Annotated in this window: 16 protein-coding genes and 1 riboswitch; of the genes, 4 read left to right on the top strand and 12 right to left on the bottom strand. The window is 68.9% G+C overall.

Annotated features, from left to right (window positions below; translation table 11 throughout):
* Position 1: 1 nt before the first annotated feature.
* From DX03_RS19060 to DX03_RS19030, 7 genes are all read right to left on the bottom strand, one after another.
* Complete coding sequence (locus DX03_RS19060; RefSeq protein ID WP_038691246.1) at positions 2 to 421, bottom strand: VOC family protein; 420 nt, start codon at positions 419 to 421, stop codon at positions 2 to 4.
* On the bottom strand, positions 418 to 891 hold the full coding sequence (locus tag DX03_RS19055) for a helix-turn-helix transcriptional regulator (protein WP_038691244.1): 474 nt from the start codon (positions 889 to 891) through the stop codon (positions 418 to 420). Before DX03_RS19055 ends, DX03_RS19060 begins: the two co-directional genes overlap by 4 nt.
* A gap of 55 nt (positions 892 to 946) precedes the next feature.
* Entirely contained in the window at positions 947 to 1,531 is a 585-nt protein-coding gene (gene pnuC, locus DX03_RS19050; RefSeq protein ID WP_185753401.1) for a nicotinamide riboside transporter PnuC, read from the bottom strand.
* Complete coding sequence (locus DX03_RS19045) at positions 1,528 to 3,699, bottom strand: TonB-dependent siderophore receptor (RefSeq protein WP_038691242.1); 2,172 nt, start codon at positions 3,697 to 3,699, stop codon at positions 1,528 to 1,530. The genes pnuC and DX03_RS19045 overlap by 4 nt, the downstream gene beginning before the upstream one ends.
* A gap of 65 nt (positions 3,700 to 3,764) precedes the next feature.
* Positions 3,765 to 3,861, bottom strand: a riboswitch (TPP riboswitch).
* Between the two features lie 39 nt (positions 3,862 to 3,900).
* Positions 3,901 to 5,037, bottom strand: a complete 1,137-nt coding sequence (locus DX03_RS19040) for a phosphotransferase enzyme family protein (protein WP_038691233.1) — start codon at positions 5,035 to 5,037, stop codon at positions 3,901 to 3,903.
* A 116-nt stretch (positions 5,038 to 5,153) separates the two neighbouring features.
* Positions 5,154 to 5,558, bottom strand: coding sequence for a glycine zipper 2TM domain-containing protein (locus tag DX03_RS19035; RefSeq protein ID WP_038691231.1), 405 nt, complete (start codon positions 5,556 to 5,558; stop codon positions 5,154 to 5,156).
* 164 nt (positions 5,559 to 5,722) lie between these two features.
* Entirely contained in the window at positions 5,723 to 6,361 is a 639-nt protein-coding gene (locus tag DX03_RS19030; RefSeq protein ID WP_038691229.1) for a response regulator, read from the bottom strand.
* A 78-nt stretch (positions 6,362 to 6,439) separates the two neighbouring features.
* On the opposite strand from DX03_RS19030, the gene DX03_RS19025 reads away from it, so the two are divergent.
* Positions 6,440 to 10,039, top strand: coding sequence for an ATP-binding protein (locus DX03_RS19025; RefSeq protein WP_038691227.1), 3,600 nt, complete (start codon positions 6,440 to 6,442; stop codon positions 10,037 to 10,039).
* Positions 10,040 to 10,054: 15 nt separating this feature from the next.
* On the opposite strand, the gene DX03_RS19020 is transcribed toward DX03_RS19025, so the two are convergent.
* The 3 genes from DX03_RS19020 to DX03_RS19010 all read right to left on the bottom strand — a co-directional run bounded on the left by DX03_RS19020 (position 10,055) and on the right by DX03_RS19010 (position 12,941).
* Positions 10,055 to 10,441 (bottom strand): c-type cytochrome, encoded by a 387-nt coding sequence (locus DX03_RS19020; protein WP_081797284.1) that lies wholly within the window; start codon positions 10,439 to 10,441, stop codon positions 10,055 to 10,057.
* Positions 10,442 to 10,530: 89 nt separating this feature from the next.
* Positions 10,531 to 12,207, bottom strand: a complete 1,677-nt coding sequence (locus tag DX03_RS19015; protein ID WP_038691225.1) for an electron transfer flavoprotein-ubiquinone oxidoreductase — start codon at positions 12,205 to 12,207, stop codon at positions 10,531 to 10,533.
* 233 nt (positions 12,208 to 12,440) lie between these two features.
* Positions 12,441 to 12,941 (bottom strand): GNAT family N-acetyltransferase, encoded by a 501-nt coding sequence (locus DX03_RS19010; RefSeq protein ID WP_051599017.1) that lies wholly within the window; start codon positions 12,939 to 12,941, stop codon positions 12,441 to 12,443.
* Between the two features lie 117 nt (positions 12,942 to 13,058).
* Between DX03_RS19010 and DX03_RS19005 the strand changes: the two genes are divergently transcribed.
* Together DX03_RS19005 and DX03_RS19000 are read left to right on the top strand one after the other, a co-directional pair.
* The gene (locus tag DX03_RS19005; RefSeq protein WP_038691223.1) at positions 13,059 to 14,222 is read left to right on the top strand and encodes an acyl-CoA dehydrogenase family protein; all 1,164 of its coding nucleotides are present in this window, start codon (positions 13,059 to 13,061) and stop codon (positions 14,220 to 14,222) included.
* A gap of 82 nt (positions 14,223 to 14,304) precedes the next feature.
* Positions 14,305 to 14,769 carry a hypothetical protein gene (locus DX03_RS19000; protein ID WP_038691220.1) on the top strand — a complete coding sequence of 155 codons (465 nt, stop codon included), beginning with the start codon at positions 14,305 to 14,307 and terminating at the stop codon, positions 14,767 to 14,769.
* Between the two features lie 180 nt (positions 14,770 to 14,949).
* Here the strand turns inward: DX03_RS19000 and trmL are convergent, their stop codons facing one another.
* On the bottom strand, positions 14,950 to 15,426 hold the full coding sequence (gene trmL / locus DX03_RS18995; RefSeq protein WP_038691218.1) for a tRNA (uridine(34)/cytosine(34)/5-carboxymethylaminomethyluridine(34)-2'-O)-methyltransferase TrmL: 477 nt from the start codon (positions 15,424 to 15,426) through the stop codon (positions 14,950 to 14,952).
* 43 nt (positions 15,427 to 15,469) lie between these two features.
* Positions 15,470 to 15,937 carry an XAC0231 family protein gene (locus DX03_RS18990; RefSeq protein ID WP_038691216.1) on the bottom strand — a complete coding sequence of 156 codons (468 nt, stop codon included), beginning with the start codon at positions 15,935 to 15,937 and terminating at the stop codon, positions 15,470 to 15,472.
* A 404-nt stretch (positions 15,938 to 16,341) separates the two neighbouring features.
* On the opposite strand from DX03_RS18990, the gene DX03_RS18985 reads away from it, so the two are divergent.
* Positions 16,342 to 19,209, top strand: a complete 2,868-nt coding sequence (locus DX03_RS18985) for a M16 family metallopeptidase (protein ID WP_038691214.1) — start codon at positions 16,342 to 16,344, stop codon at positions 19,207 to 19,209.
* The last annotated feature ends 44 nt before the right edge of the window (positions 19,210 to 19,253 follow it).

Here is a 19,253-nt window from a genome sequence, read left to right as displayed (position 1 = left end):
GTCAGGCGGAACCGCGGGCGGCCGATTCGATCATCTTCCAGCCGTTGCCGGACGGATCGCGGAAACCGGCATCCACCGTGCCGTAGCGCTCCACCGGCGCCTGGGTGAATTCGACGCCGGCCGCGCTCAGCCGCTGGTAGGCCGCACGGCAGTCGTCCACGGCCAGCACCAGGGCCGGCATGGCGCCCTTGGCCACCAGTGCCGCCAGGGCCTGCGCGGTGGCGGCGTCATGCACCGGCGGACCCGGCACGAACAGGCCCAGCTGGAACGCGGGCTGGTCCGGGTGCTGGACGGTCAGCCAGCGGTACGGGCCATTGCGCACGTCGGTGTGGATCTTGAACCCCAGCGCGTCGACGTAGAACGCCACCGCTTCGTCCTGGTCGCGCACGTACACCCCGACCACCTCGATACCCTGTGTCATGGAACCTCCGTTGGTTGAGGCTCTGTTGTACCGGCCCCTTCGCGCTGGCGCTTCTCCGAAACTGAGGTGGTGAGGTCCGGGCGCCGGGCGGCGCGCAGGATGCACTCGGGGGTGCTGCCCGGTGACGCCTGCGCCGGTGCCGTACCGCGCAGGTCGCCGGGACACTGCCCGGTGATGTCGCGGAACACCCGGCCGAACGTGCCCAGGCTGCTCCAACCGGTCTGGTAGGCGATCTCGGTGATGGGCAGGTCGGTGTCGCGGCACAGCGCCACCGCCCGCTCGATGCGGCGGCTCAGCAGGTAGCGGTGCGGCGGCAGGCCGAAGGCCAGCCGGAACTGGCGCGCGAAGTAGGCCTCGGAGGTGGCGCTCACCGCGGCCAGGCGCCGGACCGGCCAGGCCTCGTGCGGTGCCTGGTCCATCCGGTCCTTGGCCCGCAGCAGGCGTCGCAGCAGTGCAGGACTCTGGGTCATGGGCTTCCTCCGCCCGGCGATGCTACGACCGGGCGCGTCCGCCAGCAAGGCGCCGTCAGCGGCGCTGCATGGCGCCCGGTGCCTCGTCTGCTGCCGTCCAGGCGCGCAGGCCCATCACCGCCAGCCCGACGAACACCAGGTACAGCCCGGCGGTGACGTCCAGCGACTTGACCAGGTACATGCCCACATAGACCACGTCGACGATGATCCACAGCCACCACGTGGCGATATGGCGACGTGCCTGCCACCACTGCGCCACCAGGCTCAGCGCGGCGAGCATGGCATCCAGCCAGGGCAGCGCGGCATCGGTCCAGGTGTGCATGGCGGCGCCCAGCGCGATGCCGAACACCACGCCCAGACCAAGATCGCGCAGCAGCTGCGGGCGCGGCAGCGGCGCGATCACGATCGCACCGTCCTGCTGCGCGTGCCGGCGCCAGCTCAGCCAGCCGTACAGCAGGAAGCCGCCGAACACGACCTGCAGCAGCGTGTCCGAATACAGCTTGGCCTCGATGAACACCACCGCATACAGCGCCACCGCCACCAGCCCCACCGGCCAGGCCAGCATGCGCCGGCGCGCCATCAACCACACCCCGAGGATGCTGGTGGCTACCGCCGACCATTCCAGGATCGCCGCGTTCATAGCCCGAACGTCACCGACAACCGGGCCTGGCGCGGCGCACCGGCGAACAGGTAGTAGTCGCCGGCGGTGCTGCCGGTATCGCGCCAGTAAAAGCGGTCGAACACGTTGTCCACCGACAGGTTCCAGGTCACCGGATGGTCGGCCAGCGCGTGCTTGAAGCGCAGGCCCAGGTCGACCACGTGGTAGGCCGGTGCGCGCACGCTGCCATCCACCGTGGCGGCGTTGGCCGAGGCGTAGCGCCAGCCGCCGGTGAGCGACAGCCCGCTGGCGAACGGCAGCGCGTAGTCGGCATGCACGCTGGCGCGCAGCTTGGGCACGTTGACCAGCTGGTGGCCTTCATACAGCGCGGTGCCACTGCTGCGCGCGCGCGCCTGCAGCGCGCTGACGCTGGCGTTGAGCACCAGGCCGTCGGCAACACGGCCATTGGCGGTCAGTTCCAGCCCGGTGTGGGTCTGCTGGCCTTCGGCCACGAAGGTGTAGCCGGCGTCGCTGCTGTCCGGCTTGGCGTACTGGAACGGCTGCGAGGTGCGGAACAGCGCCGCGCCCAGGGTCAGCGCATCGGCGGCGGCGTACTTGATGCCCACTTCGGTCTGCCGCGACAGCACCGGCGCCAGGAACGCGCCGTCGTTGGAGGTCCAGAACGGGGCTTCCTGGCCCAGCGAAATGCCGCGCACGTAGCTGGCGTAGACATTCACCTGCTCGGTTGCCTTCCAGACCAGCGCGGTCTGCGGCAGGAAGCGCGACAGCGTGCTTCGGCGCTCGGGGTTACCGCGCTTGTCGAACGCGCGCTCATCCAGGCGCACGAACCGGCCACCGGCCAGCCACTGCCAGGCATCGCCGAACTGCATGCGGTCCATCGCGAACACGGCCGTCTGCGCGCTGTCCAGGCGGCGCACCGAGGGGCCGGGCTGCAGCGGCGACGGCGCGAACACCGGCACCTGCGCGTCGTGGATGTTGGCCGTGCCGACGTACTCGTTGACGTTGCGGCGCTTGTCGATGGTGCGCTCGAACCGGTCCGCGCCGACAGTGAGTTCGTGGCCGACGCGGCCGGTGCTGAAGCTGCCGCGCAGTTCGGCGCGTGCCTCCAGGTTGCGGCGGGTGTCGTCGGGGCTGCGGTAGTCGTAGATGTCGTAGTCGCCGTTGGGCGCGAAGTAGTTGCCCGGCACGCTGCCATCGGCACACTGCGCGGCGTAGTAGCAGCCGTAGGCGAAGGCCACGTTGTCATCGATCACCGAGCGGCTGTAGCCGGCCGACACGCGCGACTGCCACTGCGCGTTGAACTGGTAGGTGTGCAGTGCGGTGATGTTGGTGCTGTCGATGCCCACCGGCCGCTGCCACGGCTGGTAGCCCAGCATGTGCTCGCGGTCCACCCCGCGCGGCAGTTCGCGCGCGCCCAGCAGCTGGTAGCCGGAGGCCGAGCGCTGCGAGCTGGTCTGGTAGTTGGCATCGACCTCGAGCTTGCTGCGGTCGCTGATCAGCCAGTCGGTGGCCAGCGAGTAGAAATTGCGGCGGCCCTCGGCGTGCTCGATATACGACTCGCTGCCGTCCCACGCCGCGTTCACGCGCACGCCCAGGCGCGGGGTCAGCCAGTGGCCGACATCCACCGCGGCGTAGCGCGAGCCTTCCGAATCGGTGCCCAGGGTGACGTTGCGGACCTCGGTCGGGCGCTTGCCGACGTAGTTGATGATGCCGCCGGGCGCCATCACGCCGGCGGCAAGGCCGGCTTCGCCCTTCAGGATTTCCACCTGCTGCACGTTCTCCAGCGCCAGCCGCTGCTCGCCGGTGGTGCTCAGGCCGTTGAAGCGGTAACCGGTACCGGTGTCCAGCGGGAAGCCGCGGATGGCGATGTTCTGGTAGTAGCCCACCGGGGCGTAGCTGTCGCCGAGCGAGGCGTCGCTGCGGGCCAGTTCGGACAGGCTGCGCACCTGGCGGCTGTCGAGCAGGTCGCGGTCGAGCACGGTCAACGCGGCCGGGGTGTCCTTCCAGTCGCCACTGCCGAAACTGGTGGTCTGCACAGTGTCGGCCACCGGCTGGCGGGCCTGCACGCGCACGGCGGCAAGCTCGGTCGGGGAACGGTCGGGCGCGTCCGGGGCGGCGTCGCTGGCATACAGCGGCAGGGCGGCGCACAGGGCGGCGGTCAGCAGGGCAGGGCGATAGCAGCGGTTCATTCGATTCGTCATCAGCCAGAAGAGACGAAGCGACGGCGCGCACGCACCGACCCATCCGGTCGTTGCGCCCACTGCACAAAGCTCCCTACGCCGGTATCAACCGGATCAGGTTCCAAGGGACTCTCTCAGCCTGGTTTTGTCCAGGCACCCCCGCTTCGGTGACCATTTCACCACAAACGGCCCCGCGATGCCCGCCACGGCTCAGGCGGCGGCGTGCAGCGCCTGGAGCAGGGCTTGGCCGTGGCGGCCCTTGAACCACAGCGCGTGGCCCAGCAGGAAGGTGTGATAGGCCACATCCGCGTTGGCCGGCGAGGCGGTGATGCCGTTGAAGTACTCCACTTCGGACAGTGCAAAGTCCAGGTGCACGATGGGCAGCAGGTCGGCCAGCAGCTGCACCCGCGCGGCCGACACCGGCAGCACCTGCCGGTAGCCTTCGACCAGGGCCAGTGCAATGGCGATGCGCGCCGCATCGGTCTGCTGCTCCAGCGCCAGCCAGGCAATGGCATTGCGTTCGATCGCGGTGGCCAGGTCGAACAGCGCGCTGGTGGGCGAGGCCAGGCCGAAGTCGAACACGGTCTGCACCTGCGGGGCGTTGCTGTCGGCACGCCAGAGCAGGTTGGACACGTGCCAGTCGTTGTGGGCCCACAGCCGTGGCTCGGCGTGCAGGCGCCCGGCCAGGCCGGCGTGCCAGGGCAGCACCGCGCGCTGCAGGTCGTCCTGCCAGTGTTGCCGGGCCAGGTAGGCGGCCAGGCCGGGGCGCTGGCCCAGGTCGGCCTGCAGCATCGCCAGCGGGTCGGCGGCGCGGATCAGGTCGTCGCGTGCCACCAGCAGGTGGGTGCTGCGCTGGGGCGCGTGGTAGCCGGCCGAGGCCTGGTGCAGGGTGGCCAGCATGCGCCCGGCCTCGCGTGCGGCGGCCGGGTCGGCCAGCGGTGTCCAGGACGGCGCATCGCGGTACAGGTCCTGGCCGTCGCCCACGCTGTGCAGCTCGTAGGTCCAGCCGTCGTGTTCGGGGGCGGTCGCATCGTCGGCATCGCGCAGCACCTGCACCACGGGCACGCCGGCCGCCGCCAGGTGGGCGATGAAGCGGTGTTCTTCGCCCAGCGAAGCGGCGTCGCGCACGCTGTGGTGGTGGCGTTTGACGAATACCCGCCCGCGCCCGCTTTCCAGGAGGGCGGCCGCCGACAGGGGGCGCGGGCTGTGCCAGGCCACGCCGACCTCCGTGCCCAGCTGCGGGTAGCGCCCGCGCAGCCAGGCCACGTCGCGCGCATCGATGGCAGGCCAGTCGGCGGCCACGGCGTCGTTGTCCAGGCCTTGCACGAGGTGGGCGGTGTGGGTCATCGGCGAGCAGGCACAACGTGCGTCGGGGTGCGGGGCAGACAGGGTAGCCGAACGCACAACGGGCGGGTCATCGACCCGCCCGTTGAAGGCGCTGCGCACGGTGGTGGGGGCGGGGCTTACCAGCCGCGGCCGTGCTGGCGGTCCCAGTTGCGGCGATCGCGCTGCTCGCGTTCCCAGCGGCCACGGTCGTTGCGACGGTCATAACCACGGTCATAGCCGTAGCGGCGGTCATGGCGACGATCGTCATAGCGGCGGTTGTCGTAGCCACGGTCGTACCGGTGGTCGCGCTTGTCGCGGGTGGTCAGGTTGCCGATGGCGCCGCCGGCCACCGCGCCGCCCACGGTGGCCGCCGTATCACCGTTGGAGAGCAGGTGGCCGGCCACGCCGCCCACCACCGCGCCTACCACGGTGCGCTTGTCCTTGCGGGACATCGCGCTGGCGTCGCCGACGGCGGCCAGGCCGACCGTCAGGGCCAGGGCCACGGCCAGGCCACGAAGGCTGAGTGCGGAAATGTTGAGCATGTTCGGTTCTCCAGTCGGGTACAGGCCACGCTGGGGTTCCAACATTGTCGGAACATTGCCGCGCGGCCCGGGTGGGTCTGCGTATTCATCTAGCGGCAATGCGGATGAAGCGAGGCTGAAAGTGCCGGTGCCCGCTCAGGGTCCAGCAAGGTCCGGCGCGGGGGTCAGATCTCGCCGTCGCGCAGGTAGTCAAACAGTTCGGCATCGCCCTTGAGGCCGAGCTTGAGCATTGCATCACCCTTCTGGCGGCTGATCGTGCTGACGCTCTTGTGCAGCTGCAGGGCGATCTCCTTCACGGTCTGGCCGCTGCCGAGCAGGCGCAGCACCTCGATTTCACGCGGCGACAGCGGCTTGGTACCGACGTCATCGACCGTGTTGGTGCCGATTGCGTCAATGCGTTCCTTCAGCGTGCGGCTCACATACGGCAGGCCGCGCTGCACGGTCTGGATCGCCAGCGGCAGCTCTTCCATCGAGGAGGTCTTGTCGACCAGCCCAAGCACGCCGGTGGAGGCCACCATGCGCAGGATGGCCAGGTTGTTGGACACGCTCAACATCAGCACCGGCAGGTCGGGAAAGCGGCGCCGGATCATGCCGATCATGGTGAACCCGTCAGCCTGCTGGCTGCCGGGCATCGAGTAGTCTGTCACCAGCACATCGCAGGGCGCGCTGGCCAGCGCGGCCATCAATTCGTCGGCGCTGCTGGCCTCGGCCACCACCACGCCCACGCCGCTGGATTCGATCACCGCCTTGGTGCCGATCCGGACCACCGGGTGGTCGTCGGCGATGATGATGCGAAGTGTCATGGGCTGGTATGGTTGCCGGGGCGGATGCCGCACGGGCCAGGCCGTGGGCGAGAGATCATTCTACGGAGATGGGACTGCATGCGTACTCCGGTTGTCCGCTGGCTGCTGCTGATCGTCCTGGCCTGCGTGCCGATGCTGGCCGCAGGGGCCGATGCACCCGCCACCGGCCCGACGCTTTCGCCTCGCCAGAGTGAATGGCTTGGTCGGCACCCTACCATCATCCTTGGCCTGTACGACAGCGGCTGGCCGCCGTTCGAGTCCCTGCGCGACGGCAAGCCGGAAGGCCTGGGCTATGACTACCTGAGCCTGCTTGCACAGCGCCTGGGCATCCGCGTGGAGGTGCGCGTCTACCGCGACTGGGCGGAGGTGCTGGACGCGGCCTGCCGGGGCGAGGTCGATGTGGTGATGAACGTCACCCTGACCCCGGACCGCACCCGCTGCATGGTCTACACCCGCGGCTACGCCTCGGCGGCGTTGGCCGTGGTGGGTCGGCTGGACGATACCCGCACCTCGACCGATCCGGACCTGCACGGCCTGCGCGTGGTGACCGAGCGCGAGTTCGTCACCCGCGACCAGGTGCGCGCCCGTTTTCCCGGTGCGCTGCGGATCACCGCGGCCGATACGCTGGCCGCGTTGAAGATGGTCAGCGACAACGAGGCCGACGTGTACATCGGCAATGCACACGTGGCCAGCACCCTGATCCAGCGGCACGCGATGGAGCGGATCACCCTGCTCAGGCCCAGCGACCTGCCACCGGAGCGCCTGCACTTCGGCGTCCCCAACGCCGAGCAGCCGCTGGCCGAGGCGCTGGACAACGGGCTGGCGCAGCTGACCCGCGCCGAACGCGACGCATTGGCCCAGCGCTGGCTGGGTCCGCTGCACTGGTCCACCCAGTCGCGGCTGATCCTGGGCAACGCCGAGAAGCGCGTGCTGTCCACGCCCCTGCGCCTGGGCTTTGCGCCGAATGCGGCACCGCTGGCGTTCGTCGACCAGGCCGACCAGCCCAGCGGCGTGGCTGGCGACTACCTGCGCCAGCTGCGCATGGTCGGCGCGCATCTGGTGCGCGTACCGGCACACGACTGGTTCGAGGTGCGCGAGCAGATGCGCCGCGGCGAGGTCGACGCGATCATGGGCATTCCCAACGACTCGGCCTACCTGGGCGAGGGCTGGGTGTTCAGCCAACCCTTCATCACCGTGCCCAACGTGATCGTGGTGGGCAGCGGCAGCCCGTCGGTACTGGCCCTGGCCGACCTGGACGGGCGCAGCATCCTGCTTTCGGACCCGGACCGGTTGCGCGGCTACATCCTGCAGCACGCGCCCAAGGCGCGCATCGTGCCGGCGCGCAGCACCGAGCAGGCCCTGGAGCGGCTGGCCAACGGCGACGCCGATGCCTACGTCGGCAACCTGGCCATGGTCGACCGCATCGTGCGCGACCGATACCCCGCGCAGCTGCACGTTGCCGCACCGGCCGGCTTCAGCGACCGCCTGTCGCTGGCGGTCAAGCGCGAGTACGCGCCGCTGGCCACCACCTTCGACCGGGTGCTGCTCAACCTGACCCCGCGCGAGCATGAGGCGATCCGTGGCGACTGGCTGTCGGCCGAATACCACAGCGACGTGGACTGGCGCGCGATCGCGCGCTGGGCGGTGCCGCTGTCGCTGGTGCTGCTGACCGCCATCGTGGTGCATGGGTGGGGCCACTGGCGCCTGCGCCGCGAGGTCGCCATGCGACGGCATCTCGAACAACGCCTGGCCGAGGTCACCGACAACCTGCCGGCCACCGTCTACCAGGCGCGGCGCGACAGTGATGGCCAGTTCTCGTTTCCTTACATTGCCGGTGACATGGAGGCCCTGTTCGGGATCAGCGTGGCCGAGGCGATGGCCGACGAAGGCTTGGTGATGGAGCGCATCGACGTGCACGACCGGGAGCGCGTGCGGCAGACGCTTGAGCAGGCCGTGCGCGATTTCACCGTGCTGGACATGGAGTTCCGCACCTGCCCGCACGGGGAGGTGCGCTGGATACGGTCGCGTGCGCTGCCCTACGCGGTCGACGACGGTGCCATGCTGTGGAGCGGCTACTGGGTGGATGTCACCGAGGCCCGCGCCCAAGCCGATGCACTGGTGGCAGCCAAGGCCGCCGCCGAGCGTGCCACGGCGGCCAAGTCGGACTTCCTGGCCACCATGAGCCATGAGATACGCACGCCGATGAGTGGCGTGCTGGGGATGGTGGAAGTGCTGGCGCACACGCCGCTGGACGGCGAGCAGCGGCGCATCATCGCCGTGATCGAGGACTCGGCGCAGATGCTGCGCCATATCCTCGACGACATCCTGGACTACTCGCGGATCGAAGCCGGTGCGTTGCCGCTGGAACTGCAGCCGGTGGCGTTGCGCAGGTTGCTCGACAACGTGCAGCAGCTGCTGTCGCCGCAGGCCTCGTCAAAGGGCCTGGCGTTGCAGCTGCACGTGGACCCGGCAGTGGCCCCGATGCACCTGGGCGACGGCATGCGCCTGCGCCAGATCGTGTTCAACCTGCTCAGCAATGCGATCAAGTTCACCGAGCACGGCGAGGTGTCCATCACCCTCGGCCTGGACGAAGACAGGGACGTCGACATCGACGGGGCGCAGCCGCTCTGCCTGCGCGTGGCCGACACGGGGATCGGCATTTCCGCCGAGCAGCGCGAACGCCTGTTCAAGCCATTCGCCCAGGCCGACATCGCCACCACGCGGCAGTACGGCGGCACCGGCCTGGGCCTGAGCATCTGCCAGCGGCTGGTGGCATTGATGGGCGGCCACCTCGACCTGCACAGCACGCCGGGCGAAGGCACTGAAGTGGTGGTGCGGCTGCCATTGCCGGTGGTGCCGGCACTGGAGCCGGGCGATGCCGCGCCGTCGGATCCGGACCGGGTGGCCGCCCTCCCGGCGGCGCTGCAGGCGTTGCGCGTGCTGGTGGTGGAGGACCATCCCACCAACCAGGCGCTGATGCGCTGGCGGCTGCAGCAGCTGGGCCTGGCCCACGATGTTGCCGCGCACGGGCAGGCCGCGCTGGACCTGCTGGCGAACACCCACTTCGATCTGGTCATCACCGATTGCCGCATGCCGGTGATGGATGGCTATGCCATGACCCGGCGGCTGCGCGAACGCGAGCGGGAAACGAGCGCGCCACGGGTGCCGGTGATCGCACTCACCGCCAGCGCCCTGGCCGAAGACCTGCAGCGCTGCCGCGAGGCGGGCATGGATGACCTGCTGGCCAAACCGGTGGCGCTGGCCACGCTGCGCCAGGTGCTGGTGCGCTGGTTGCCCGGTCACAGCGGCGGCGCGGTCGACGGTGTGCCACCGCCGCCCACCCCGGGCGGTGCCGCGGCCCCCAATCGCGCCGCCATCGTGCAACGCTTCGGCTCCGGGCACGTGGCCAGCGTGATGATCGACAGCATGCGCAGCACCACCGAGGACGACCTGCAGCGCGGCCAGGCCGCGCGCGCCGACGGCGACAGCCAGGCGGCCGCAGAAGTCCTGCACCGCATCGCGGGCGGGCTGGGCACGCTCGGTGCCATGGGCCTGGTGGAGCAGGCGCGCACATTGATGGCGCAGATCGACGCGGCCGGCGTGGAGAGTTGCCATGCCGACATCGAGGCCTTCGAACAGGCATTGCGCGATTATCTGGCGTCGCTGCAGGCCACGTGATGGTTGGCGCGCGTCTCAGCGCGCTTGCTGCAGGTACTCGATCACCTGCCTGCGTCGCTCCGGATCGGCGGTGGCGTTGAGCATGCGCGAACCGGGCACCACGCTGGCCGGTGCGCGCAGGAACGCATCCAGGGTCGTCTCGTTCCAGGTGATGTCGGCTTGGCGCATGGCGTTGGAATAGGGGTAGTCGCCCAGGCTGCCGGCACGCCGCCCGATCACGCCGTGCAGGTTGGGGCCGAAGCGGTGCACGCCCCCGGGGGTGACGGTGTGGCAGCCGGCGCAGATCGCGAACGCGCGCTGCAGCTGCTGCTGGTGCTGTTGTTCGGGCGTCTGCGGCGCGCGCGCGCAGGCGGCCAGCCCCAGGCAGGCAACCAGCACACAGCACAGGCGCAGCAACGGCATCGTCGGGATCGTCGGGCAAGGGCGAGCGCAGATGATAGCCAGCGCCCGCGCCGCTGCGGCCTGCGACCAAAGGCCGCAGGCGCGGTGCCTCACATGCCGGTGTAGTTCGGGCCGCCGCCGCCCTGCGGGGTCACCCACACGATGTTCTGGGTGGGATCCTTGATGTCGCAGGTCTTGCAGTGCACGCAGTTCTGCGCGTTGATCTGCAGCTGTTCGCTGCCCTGCGCACCCACGAACTCGTACACGCCGGCGGGGCAGTAACGCGCTTCCGGGCCGGCGTATTCGGCCAGGTTGACCTGCACCGGCACGCTGGCGTCCTTCAGCGTGAGGTGGCTGGGCTGGTCTTCGGCGTGGTTGGTGCTGCTCAGGAACACCGAGCTGAGCCGGTCGAAGGTGAGCACGCCATCGGGCTTGGGATAGACGATTCTGGTGTGCTTGTCCGCCGGTTCCAGGCAGGCATGGTCCGGCGTGCTGTGGCGCAGCGTCCACGGCGGGTTGCGGATGCCCAGCTTGGGCAGCAGCCACTGCTCGATGCCGGTCATCAGCGTGGCCACGGTCTGGCCCTTCTTGAACCACTGCTTGAAGTTCTTGGACTGCTTGAGCTCGTCATGCAGCCAGCTGCTGTCGAACGCGGCCGGGTACGCGCTCAGTTCGTCGTGCTGGCGGTCGGCCGCCAGCGCATCGAAGGCGGCATCGGCAGCCAGCATGCCGGTCTTGATCGCCGCGTGGCTGCCCTTGATCCGGCTGACGTTGAGGTAGCCGGCTTCGCAGCCGACCAGCGCGCCACCGGGAAACACGGTCTTGGGCAGCGACATCAGGCCACCGGCGGTGATCGCGCGGGCGCCGTAACCGATGCGCTTGCCGCCTTCCAGGTGCGTGCGGATGGACGGGTGGGTCTTGAAACGCTGGAACTCCTCGAAGGGGCTCAGCCACGGGTTCTTGTAATCCAAGCCGACCACGTAGCCGATCGATACCTTGCCACCGTCGGCGTGGTACAGGAACGCGCCGCCGTAGGTGTCGTTGTCCAGCGGCCAGCCGGCGGCGTGCACCACCAGGCCCGGCTCATGCTTGGCCGGGTCGATCTGCCACAGCTCCTTGATGCCGATGCCGTAGGCCTGCGGGTCCTTGCCGGCATCGAGCTGGTAGCGGGCGATCAGCTGGCGGCCGAGGTGGCCGCGCGAGCCTTCGGCGAAGATCGTGTACTTGGCATGCAGTTCCATGCCGCGCTCGAAGTTCGGGCCGGGCTGGCCGTTCTTTTCGATGCCCATGTCGCCGGTGGCCACGCCCATCACCGCGCCGTCGGCGGTGTACAGCACTTCGGCGGCGGGGAAGCCGGGGAAGATCGACACTTCCAGCGCTTCGGCCTGCTGGGCCAGCCAGCGGGTGACCTCGCCCAGGCTGACGATGTAGTTGCCGTCGTTGTGGAAGCACTCGGGCAGCAGCGCGTGCGGGGTGCCACGCGCGCCGGTTTCACTCAGGAACAGGAACTCGTCGCGGGTGACCTTCTGCTTCAGCGGTGCGCCGCGCTCGGCCCAGTCCGGGAACAGTTCAGTGAGCGCGCGCGGGTCCATGATGGCGCCGGACAGGATGTGCGCGCCGGGCTCGGAGCCCTTTTCCAGGATGCATACCGACAACTCGCGGCCGGCCTCGATGGCGCGCTGGCGCAGGCGGATCGCGGTGGCCAGGCCGGCGGGGCCGGCACCGACGATCACCACGTCGAATTCCATGGCTTCACGCGGGGGCAGGGCGGGGATCTGTTCGCTCATGGGGGTGCGTAACTCTTGGGTAGTACCGTCGGCCGGAGCCGGCGGCGGTTGCCTGGGAATCGCGCGCGGGACACACGGCGCAACGGCTGGATCAGATGAGCAGGGTACCGGGACGCGGCGTTTACGCCTAGATCGCCGACGTTGGCACCACGTCGCGACACCGTTCGCGGGTGTTTTTGTTGCGCTGCATCAATGTGCGGATGCGCGCGCGGCGCGCGTGCTGTCGCCCGGTTTCACGCGCTGGCTTCGAAGCCGGCGTGGTAGCGCACGTCGGCATCGGGGCTGTCGCCGCGCAACCGGCGCGCCTGGAAGAACGCGGCCGGGATGCCCGGCAGGCGCAGGCGCGGGTCGGCTTCGAACCCGAACCGCCCGTAGTAGCCCGGATCGCCCAGCACCACGCAGCCGGCGGCCTGGCGCTGCTGCAGGGCCTCGATCGCGGCGTGCATCAAGGCGCTGCCGATACCGCGACCCTGCTTCTCCGGTGCCACCGAGATCGGCCCCAGCCCGTACCAGTGCAGGCTGCCGTCGCTGAGCTGCACCGGCGACAGCGCCAGGTGGCCCACGATGCCATCGTCGTCTTCGGCCACCAGCGACACCGCCAGCGCGCCGGCATCGCGCAGCGCATCGACGATGAACTGTTCGGTGCCGCTGCTATGCGGGGCGTCGGCGAAGGCCGCGCGGGTGAGGGCATGGATGGCATCCCGGTCGGCGGGGTGTTCGTCGCGGATCCGCATGTCCGGCTCCTGTACGAGGGAAGCCACAGTGTAGGCCGTGCTGCGGCGTGCCTTGGCCCGGCGCGGCGCAGCGACCACAATGGCCCCCTGTTTGATCGCCATCACGCCCGGGTAGCCATGTCACTGAATCCGTATGACCTGTTTGATGTCCGCTCCCTGCTCAGCGACGAGGAGCGCGCCGTGCAGGCCACGGTGGCGCGCTTCACCGACGAGCGCGTGCTGCCGATCATCGGCGACGCCTTCGACCAGGGGCGCTTCCCGGACGAGTTGATCCCGGAGATCGCCGCGCTGGGCCTGCTCGGCTGCAGCCTGCCCGAGCAGTACGGCGGCGGCGGGCTCAACGCGGTCAGCTACGGGCTGATCTGCCAGGAACTGGAACGCGGCGATTCGGGCCTGCGCAGCTTCGTGTCGGTGCAGAGCTCGCTGTGCATGTACCCGATCTTTGCCTACGGCAGCGAGGAGCAGCGCACGCGCTGGCTGCCCGACATGGCCGCCGGCAAGGTGATCGGCTGCTTCGGCCTGACCGAAGCGCACGGCGGCTCCGACCCGGCGGCGATGAAGACGCGCGCGGTGCGCGACGGCGGCGACTGGCTGGTCAACGGCAGCAAGATGTGGATCACCAGCGGCCCGGTGGCCGACATCGCCATCGTCTGGGCACACACCGAAGACGGTATCCAGGGCTTCGTGCTGGAAAAGGGCATGGCCGGCTTCACCACGCAGGAAATCAAGCACAAGATGAGCCTGCGCGCCTCGCTCACCGGCGCGCTGTTCTTCGACAACGTGCGCGTGCCCGAGCGCAACCGCCTGCCCAACGTGCAGGGCCTGAAAGGCCCGCTGGGCTGCTTGAACCAGGCGCGCTACGGCATCAGCTGGGGCCCGATCGGCGCGGCGGTGGCCTGCCTGGACGAGGCGCTGAACTACACCAAGCAGCGCGTGCTGTTCGGCCGGCCGGTGGCTGCCACGCAGAGTGCACAGATCAAGCTGGCCGACATGGCCCGGCGCATCACCACCGCGCAGCTGCTGGCCTTGCAGCTGGGCCGGTTGAAGGACGCCGGCCAGCTGCAGCCGCAGCAGGTCAGCCTGGCCAAGTGGAACAACTGCCGCATGGCCATCGACATCGCCCGCGAATGCCGCGACCTGCTCGGCGGTGCCGGCATCACCACCGAGCACATGGCGATCCGCCACGCGCTGAACCTGGAATCGGTCATCACCTACGAAGGCACCGAAACCGTGCACCAGCTGGTGATCGGGCGGGAGCTGACGGGCATCAACGCGTTCTGAGCGGATCGGTAGTGCCGGCCGCTGGCCGGCATGGCCCAGGAAGGTGCGCAACATGCAACGCCCAGCACGAGAGGTTAGATGAATGAAAAACAATCTTGCAAAGACGCTGGTGTGGTTCTCGTTGGTCTTCCACGCCTGCGCGCTGCAGGCGGCGTTGGCAGGCAACCGGGACGGGGAGGCATGGACAGGCCAGTACTCGCAGCCGAGCGATCTCTGCACTGAACCGCGCACCGGACGTAGTTGCCGCGACGACTTCAGGGACGGCCTGTCGATCGTCGAAGAATCAAAGGGATACAGGGTTGAGCTGCATAGTACCCAGTCGATGCAGCATGTCTGCACATTTGTGCTGCATATGAAGCCAGTAGCCGGAAAGCTGATTTATGAGTCCGAACTAGGCGTCGTGGCTATCGAGAAACATGTGGATGCGCTGAGAGTCTCATCCGGCGGCATTGATCCCACTGCTACTGGCTTGGGCATGTGCGGTGCACATGCTGATATTGATGGTCTGGAGTTTTCTTCCCTGGGCAAGCTCACACACTCTGGGTGAGGCGATGGTGCCCGCCCCTGATTGATCCAGGCAGAAGGCATCCAATGTGCGGCTGTCGGGCTCGCTTGGAAGCGAGCCGAGCACCGCGGAACCGGCGGAGCGAATGAGCGCCGCCGGTTCCGCGCCGTCCCCCCGACGGACCGAGGAGCGCAGGGTACCGGTGCGCCGCACAAACGCGAACTACACCCCGCCGGCAAACCCGCGCTGCCGCCAAGCCTCGTACATCACCACGGCGACCGTGTTGGACAGATTGAGGCTGCGGTTGTCCGGCTGCATTGGCAGGCGCAGGCGCCGGCCATCGGGGAGCGCGTCGAGCAGGTCCTGGGGCAGGCCGCGGGTTTCCGGGCCGAACAGGAAGGCATCGCCATCGTCGAACTGCGGGGTGTCGTAACGCACGCTGCCGCGGGTACTCAGGGCAAACAGACGCTTGGGTGCAATGGCCTGCAGGGCGGTGTCCAGGTCGGGATGGACCTGCAGTCGAGCGTATTCGTGATAGTCCAGGCCGGCGCGCTTGAGCTGCTTGTCGCTCAGGTCGAAACCGAGCGGCTCGATCAGGTGCAGCCGCGCGCCGGTGTTGGCGCAGAGGCGGATCACATTGCCGGTGTTCGGCGGAATTTCGGGTTGGAACAGGATGACGTGGAACGTGGGCGCGGTCATGGCCGCAGTTTACGCGGCTGCTGCGTGTTACCGCAGCAACCGATTACGGACGGACCAGCACCTGGGCAGCGGTTTCCAGCGCCAGGGCCTGCAGATCGGCAGACGACGGGCGCACCTGCAGGGCCGGCAGATTGACGATCACGTCGCGGGCCACGGCGGTGGCAGCGGCGGCCAGCGTGGCCACGTAATCGCGGTGGGTCACCTGCTCGGCCGCCAGCGCCTGGTACTGCTCGGCGGTCGGACGGACTTCGACGGCGGCCAGCGTGGTCACGCGGCGGCTGCCGGCCAGCTCGGCGCGGTAGTCGGCGATCAGGCCGGCGCCCGGGCGGACTTCCACCAGGGCCAGGGTCGGAATGGCGCTGGTGCGCTCGATCTCGGCCTGGGCGATCTGGTCGGCCGACGGACGCACCTGCACGGTGTCCAGGGTGGTGATGGTGGCGGCCTGCACGTTCGAAGCAAACGCGGCGCCGGCGGCGAGGGCGATGGCAATGGCGAGGGTCTTGGTGTTCATGGCGGGCCTGTTTAGTGTTGGTGGGCAGTGGTGTGGTAGTAAGGTAGTACACCGATTCGGGGCATGCAAGAACAATTTCAACTTTTTCGTTTCGGTTCAGCGGGCAGTCATGTTGGATCTGTTCCTGCCTTTGCCACAGCCAGTACCAAGCAGGTGCCGTGCCAACTTTTTCTCGTTGATTCGTAAGGATTTTTCGCCACTGACGGAGTGTCCGCTGTCCGGACACCTGTCCGATGGCGGTGCGCAGGTGTCCGCGCCCAGGCGTTCAGGCAGGGCCGAGCTGACCGCTGCCCTGGCCTTCAACCCCGAAAACACCCACGGGACCCGCAGTGACTGTTGGCCGATGCCGCAGGCGCCCGTCACGCGCTAGGATCGGCCTTCACTTTCATGACCAAGGAACCGGAATGACCGTCCAATTTCGCCCGCGTGCCGCGCTGCTGGCTGTAGCGCTCTCCGCCGCCCTGGGCAGCGTCGTGCCGGCCCCTGCGCTGGCCAAGCCCGCCACGCCGGCCAAGGTCGACATTCCGTTCGAGCAGTTCACCCTTCCCAATGGCCTGCGCGTGGTGGTGCACACCGACCGCAAGGCGCCGATCGTGGCGGTCAACGTCTGGTACCACGTGGGCAGCAAGGACGAACCGGCCGGTCGCACCGGCTTTGCGCACCTGTTCGAACACCTGATGTTCCAGGGCAGCGAAAACCACGACGGCGAATATTTCGAACCCTTCAAGCAGGTCGGCGTGACCGGCCAGAACGGCACCACCAATACCGACCGCACCAACTACTTCGAGAACGTGCCCACCACCGCGCTGGACATGGCGCTGTGGATGGAGTCCGACCGCATGGGCCACCTGGTTGGCGCGATCGACCAGGCCGCGCTCGACGAACAGCGCGGCGTGGTCCAGAACGAGAAGCGCCAGGGCGAGAACCAGCCCTATGGGCAGGTGTGGGACAAGCTGACCCGCGCCATGTACCCGGAGGGCCACCCGTACCACCACGGCGTGATCGGTTCGATGAACGATCTCAACGCCGCGTCGCTGGATGACGTCAAAACCTGGTTCCGCACCTGGTACGGCCCCAACAACGCGGTGCTGGTGCTGGCCGGCGACATCGACGTGGCGACCGCCAAGGAAAAGGTCGCCCGCTACTTCGGTGACATCCCGGCCGGCCCGACCATGGCCCAGCCCAAGGTGGACGTGGCCCAGCGCGAGAAGAGCACCCGCGAGGTGATGACCGACAAGGTGCCGCAGGCGCGCATCTACCGCGCCTGGAACGTGGCCCAGGTCGGCACCACCGACATCGACCAGCTGCAGCTGTTTGCCCAGGTGCTGGGCGGGGCCAAGTCCTCGCGCCTGGACCAGCGCCTGCTGCACCAGGACAAGCTGGTGGACAACATCAGCGCCGGCGCCTACAGCTCGCAGCTGGGCTCCAACTTCGTGGTGATGGCCACGGTCAAGCAGGGCGTGGACCCGGCCAAGGTGGAGGCGATCATCGATGAAGAGATCAAGCGCCTGGCCAAGGACGGTCCCACCGCCGACGAACTGAGCCGCGGCAAGACCGCGTTCCGTGCCGGCTTCATCCGCGGCATCGAGCGCATCGGCGGGTTCGGCGGCAAGGCCGACGCGCTGGCCGAGTGCACCGTGTTCGAAGGCGACCCGGGCTGCTTCCGCCGATCGCTGGCCAACATCGACGCGGCCAGCGCCGCCGACGTGCGTGCGGTAGGCGCCAAGTGGCTGGGCGTGGGCGACCACACCATCGTGGTGGAACCGGGCGCGCGCGTTGCGCTGGCCGAACTGCCGTCGCAGTCGCCCAAGCCGTTCACCGTGCCGGCCGTGGATGCCAAGTACACCACCCTGCCCAAGCAGGTCGACCGCAGCACCGGCGTACCGCAGACCAAGACCTTCCCGGAACTGAAGTTCCCGCAGCTGCACCGCGCCACGTTGAAGAACGGCACCAAGGTGATCCTGGCCGAGCGCCACGACATCCCGGTGGTGCAGTTCAGCTATGAGTTCCCCGGTGGCTTCACCGCCGACCAGGGCCGCAAGCAGGGCACCGCCAACTTCACCATGGACCTGATGGGTGAAGGCGCCGGCAAGCTCGGCGCGCTGCCCTTCGCCAACGCCGCCGACGCACTGGGTGCCACCCTGGGCGCCTCGGCATCGCTGGACAGTGCCAGCGTCTACCTGTCGGCCTTGAAGGAAAACCTGGCGCCGTCGCTGGCGCTGTACGCGGACATGCTGCGCCAGCCGCGCTTCGAGCAGGGCGAGATCGACCGGGTCAAGGCGACCTGGATCGCCGGCATCCAGCAGGAAAAGGTCAACCCCAGCGCGGCCGCGATGCGGGTCATGCCCACCCTGCTCTACGGCGCCGGGCATCCGTATGCCATTCCGTTCACCGGCAGCGGCAACGAGGCGGACATCCAGTCGCTGACCCGCGACGACCTGGTCAGCTTCCACCGTGACGCGCTGCGCCCCGAACAGGGCACCCTGATCGTGGTGGGTGACACCACCCTGAAGGACATCGTGCCGCTGCTGGAGCGCCAGTTCGGCGACTGGAAGAGCACCGGCACCGCGCCGCAGGTCAAGGCACCGGCCGACGTGGCCCGTCCCACCCATGCCCGCGTGTACCTGATCGACCAGCCCGGCGCGGTGCAGGCCAACCTGTTTGCCAGCCAGCTGGTGCCCTCGGCGATGGACCCGGGCAGCACCCGCTTCGACATCGCCAACGGCGTGCTGGGCGGCGACTTCACCTCGCGCCTGAACATGAACCTGCGCGAGGAGAAGCACTGGTCCTACGGCGCCGGCAGCAGCGCCCCGTCCACGCTGGGCCAGCGTCCGTGGGGCGCCCGTGCCCCGGTGCAGATCGACAAGACCGCCGAGTCGATGCAGGAACTGCAGAAGGACATCCGCGACTTCGCCAGCGGTGCCAAGCCGGCCACCGCCGCCGAAGTGGCGCGCATCCGCAACATCCAGACGCTCAGCCTGCCCGGTGCGTATGAGACCGCCAGCGCGGTGCTGGGGACCATCAGCGGCATCGTGCGTTACCAGCGCCCGGACGACTATGTGTTCAAGCGCAAGGCCGAGATCGAGGCGATGACCCCGGCGCAGGTGCAGCAGGCCGCGGCCACGCTGGACCCCAACACCCTCACCTGGGTGGTGGTGGGCGACCTCAAGCAGACCGAGAAGGAAGTGCGCGCGCTGAACATCGGCGAGGTCCACGTGATCGACGCCGACGGCAAGGAAACGGCTCCGGCCGCCACCCCCGCCGCCCGGTAGTGCCGGCCGCTGGCCGGCTCCACGCGATCCCAACCCAAGGTAAT

The sequence above is a fragment of the Stenotrophomonas rhizophila genome (genome assembly GCF_000661955.1).
Lineage (GTDB): Bacteria > Pseudomonadota > Gammaproteobacteria > Xanthomonadales > Xanthomonadaceae > Stenotrophomonas > Stenotrophomonas rhizophila.
The sequence above is the reverse complement of the archived record's forward strand: the minus strand, read 5'-3'. Positions and strand labels throughout refer to the sequence as shown.

Excerpts from the sequence above, each read along its gene's own strand:
- pnuC (WP_185753401.1), bottom strand. The coding sequence starts at position 1,531 with ATGAACGCGGCGATCCTGGAATGGTCGGCGGTAGCCACCAGCATCCTC.
- DX03_RS19010 (WP_051599017.1), bottom strand. The coding sequence starts at position 12,941 with ATGCGGATCCGCGACGAACACCCCGCCGACCGGGATGCCATCCATGCC.
- DX03_RS19005 (WP_038691223.1), top strand. The coding sequence starts at position 13,059 with ATGTCACTGAATCCGTATGACCTGTTTGATGTCCGCTCCCTGCTCAGC.
- DX03_RS19060 (WP_038691246.1), bottom strand. The coding sequence starts at position 421 with ATGACACAGGGTATCGAGGTGGTCGGGGTGTACGTGCGCGACCAGGAC.
- DX03_RS19040 (WP_038691233.1), bottom strand. The coding sequence starts at position 5,037 with ATGACCCACACCGCCCACCTCGTGCAAGGCCTGGACAACGACGCCGTG.
- DX03_RS19045 (WP_038691242.1), bottom strand. The coding sequence starts at position 3,699 with ATGAACCGCTGCTATCGCCCTGCCCTGCTGACCGCCGCCCTGTGCGCC.
- DX03_RS19020 (WP_081797284.1), bottom strand. The coding sequence starts at position 10,441 with ATGCCGTTGCTGCGCCTGTGCTGTGTGCTGGTTGCCTGCCTGGGGCTG.
- DX03_RS19015 (WP_038691225.1), bottom strand. The coding sequence starts at position 12,207 with ATGAGCGAACAGATCCCCGCCCTGCCCCCGCGTGAAGCCATGGAATTC.
- DX03_RS19000 (WP_038691220.1), top strand. The coding sequence starts at position 14,305 with ATGAAAAACAATCTTGCAAAGACGCTGGTGTGGTTCTCGTTGGTCTTC.
- DX03_RS19030 (WP_038691229.1), bottom strand. The coding sequence starts at position 6,361 with ATGACACTTCGCATCATCATCGCCGACGACCACCCGGTGGTCCGGATC.
- DX03_RS19025 (WP_038691227.1), top strand. The coding sequence starts at position 6,440 with ATGCGTACTCCGGTTGTCCGCTGGCTGCTGCTGATCGTCCTGGCCTGC.
- DX03_RS18985 (WP_038691214.1), top strand. The coding sequence starts at position 16,342 with ATGACCGTCCAATTTCGCCCGCGTGCCGCGCTGCTGGCTGTAGCGCTC.
- DX03_RS19035 (WP_038691231.1), bottom strand. The coding sequence starts at position 5,558 with ATGCTCAACATTTCCGCACTCAGCCTTCGTGGCCTGGCCGTGGCCCTG.
- trmL (WP_038691218.1), bottom strand. The coding sequence starts at position 15,426 with ATGACCGCGCCCACGTTCCACGTCATCCTGTTCCAACCCGAAATTCCG.
- DX03_RS19055 (WP_038691244.1), bottom strand. The coding sequence starts at position 891 with ATGACCCAGAGTCCTGCACTGCTGCGACGCCTGCTGCGGGCCAAGGAC.
- DX03_RS18990 (WP_038691216.1), bottom strand. The coding sequence starts at position 15,937 with ATGAACACCAAGACCCTCGCCATTGCCATCGCCCTCGCCGCCGGCGCC.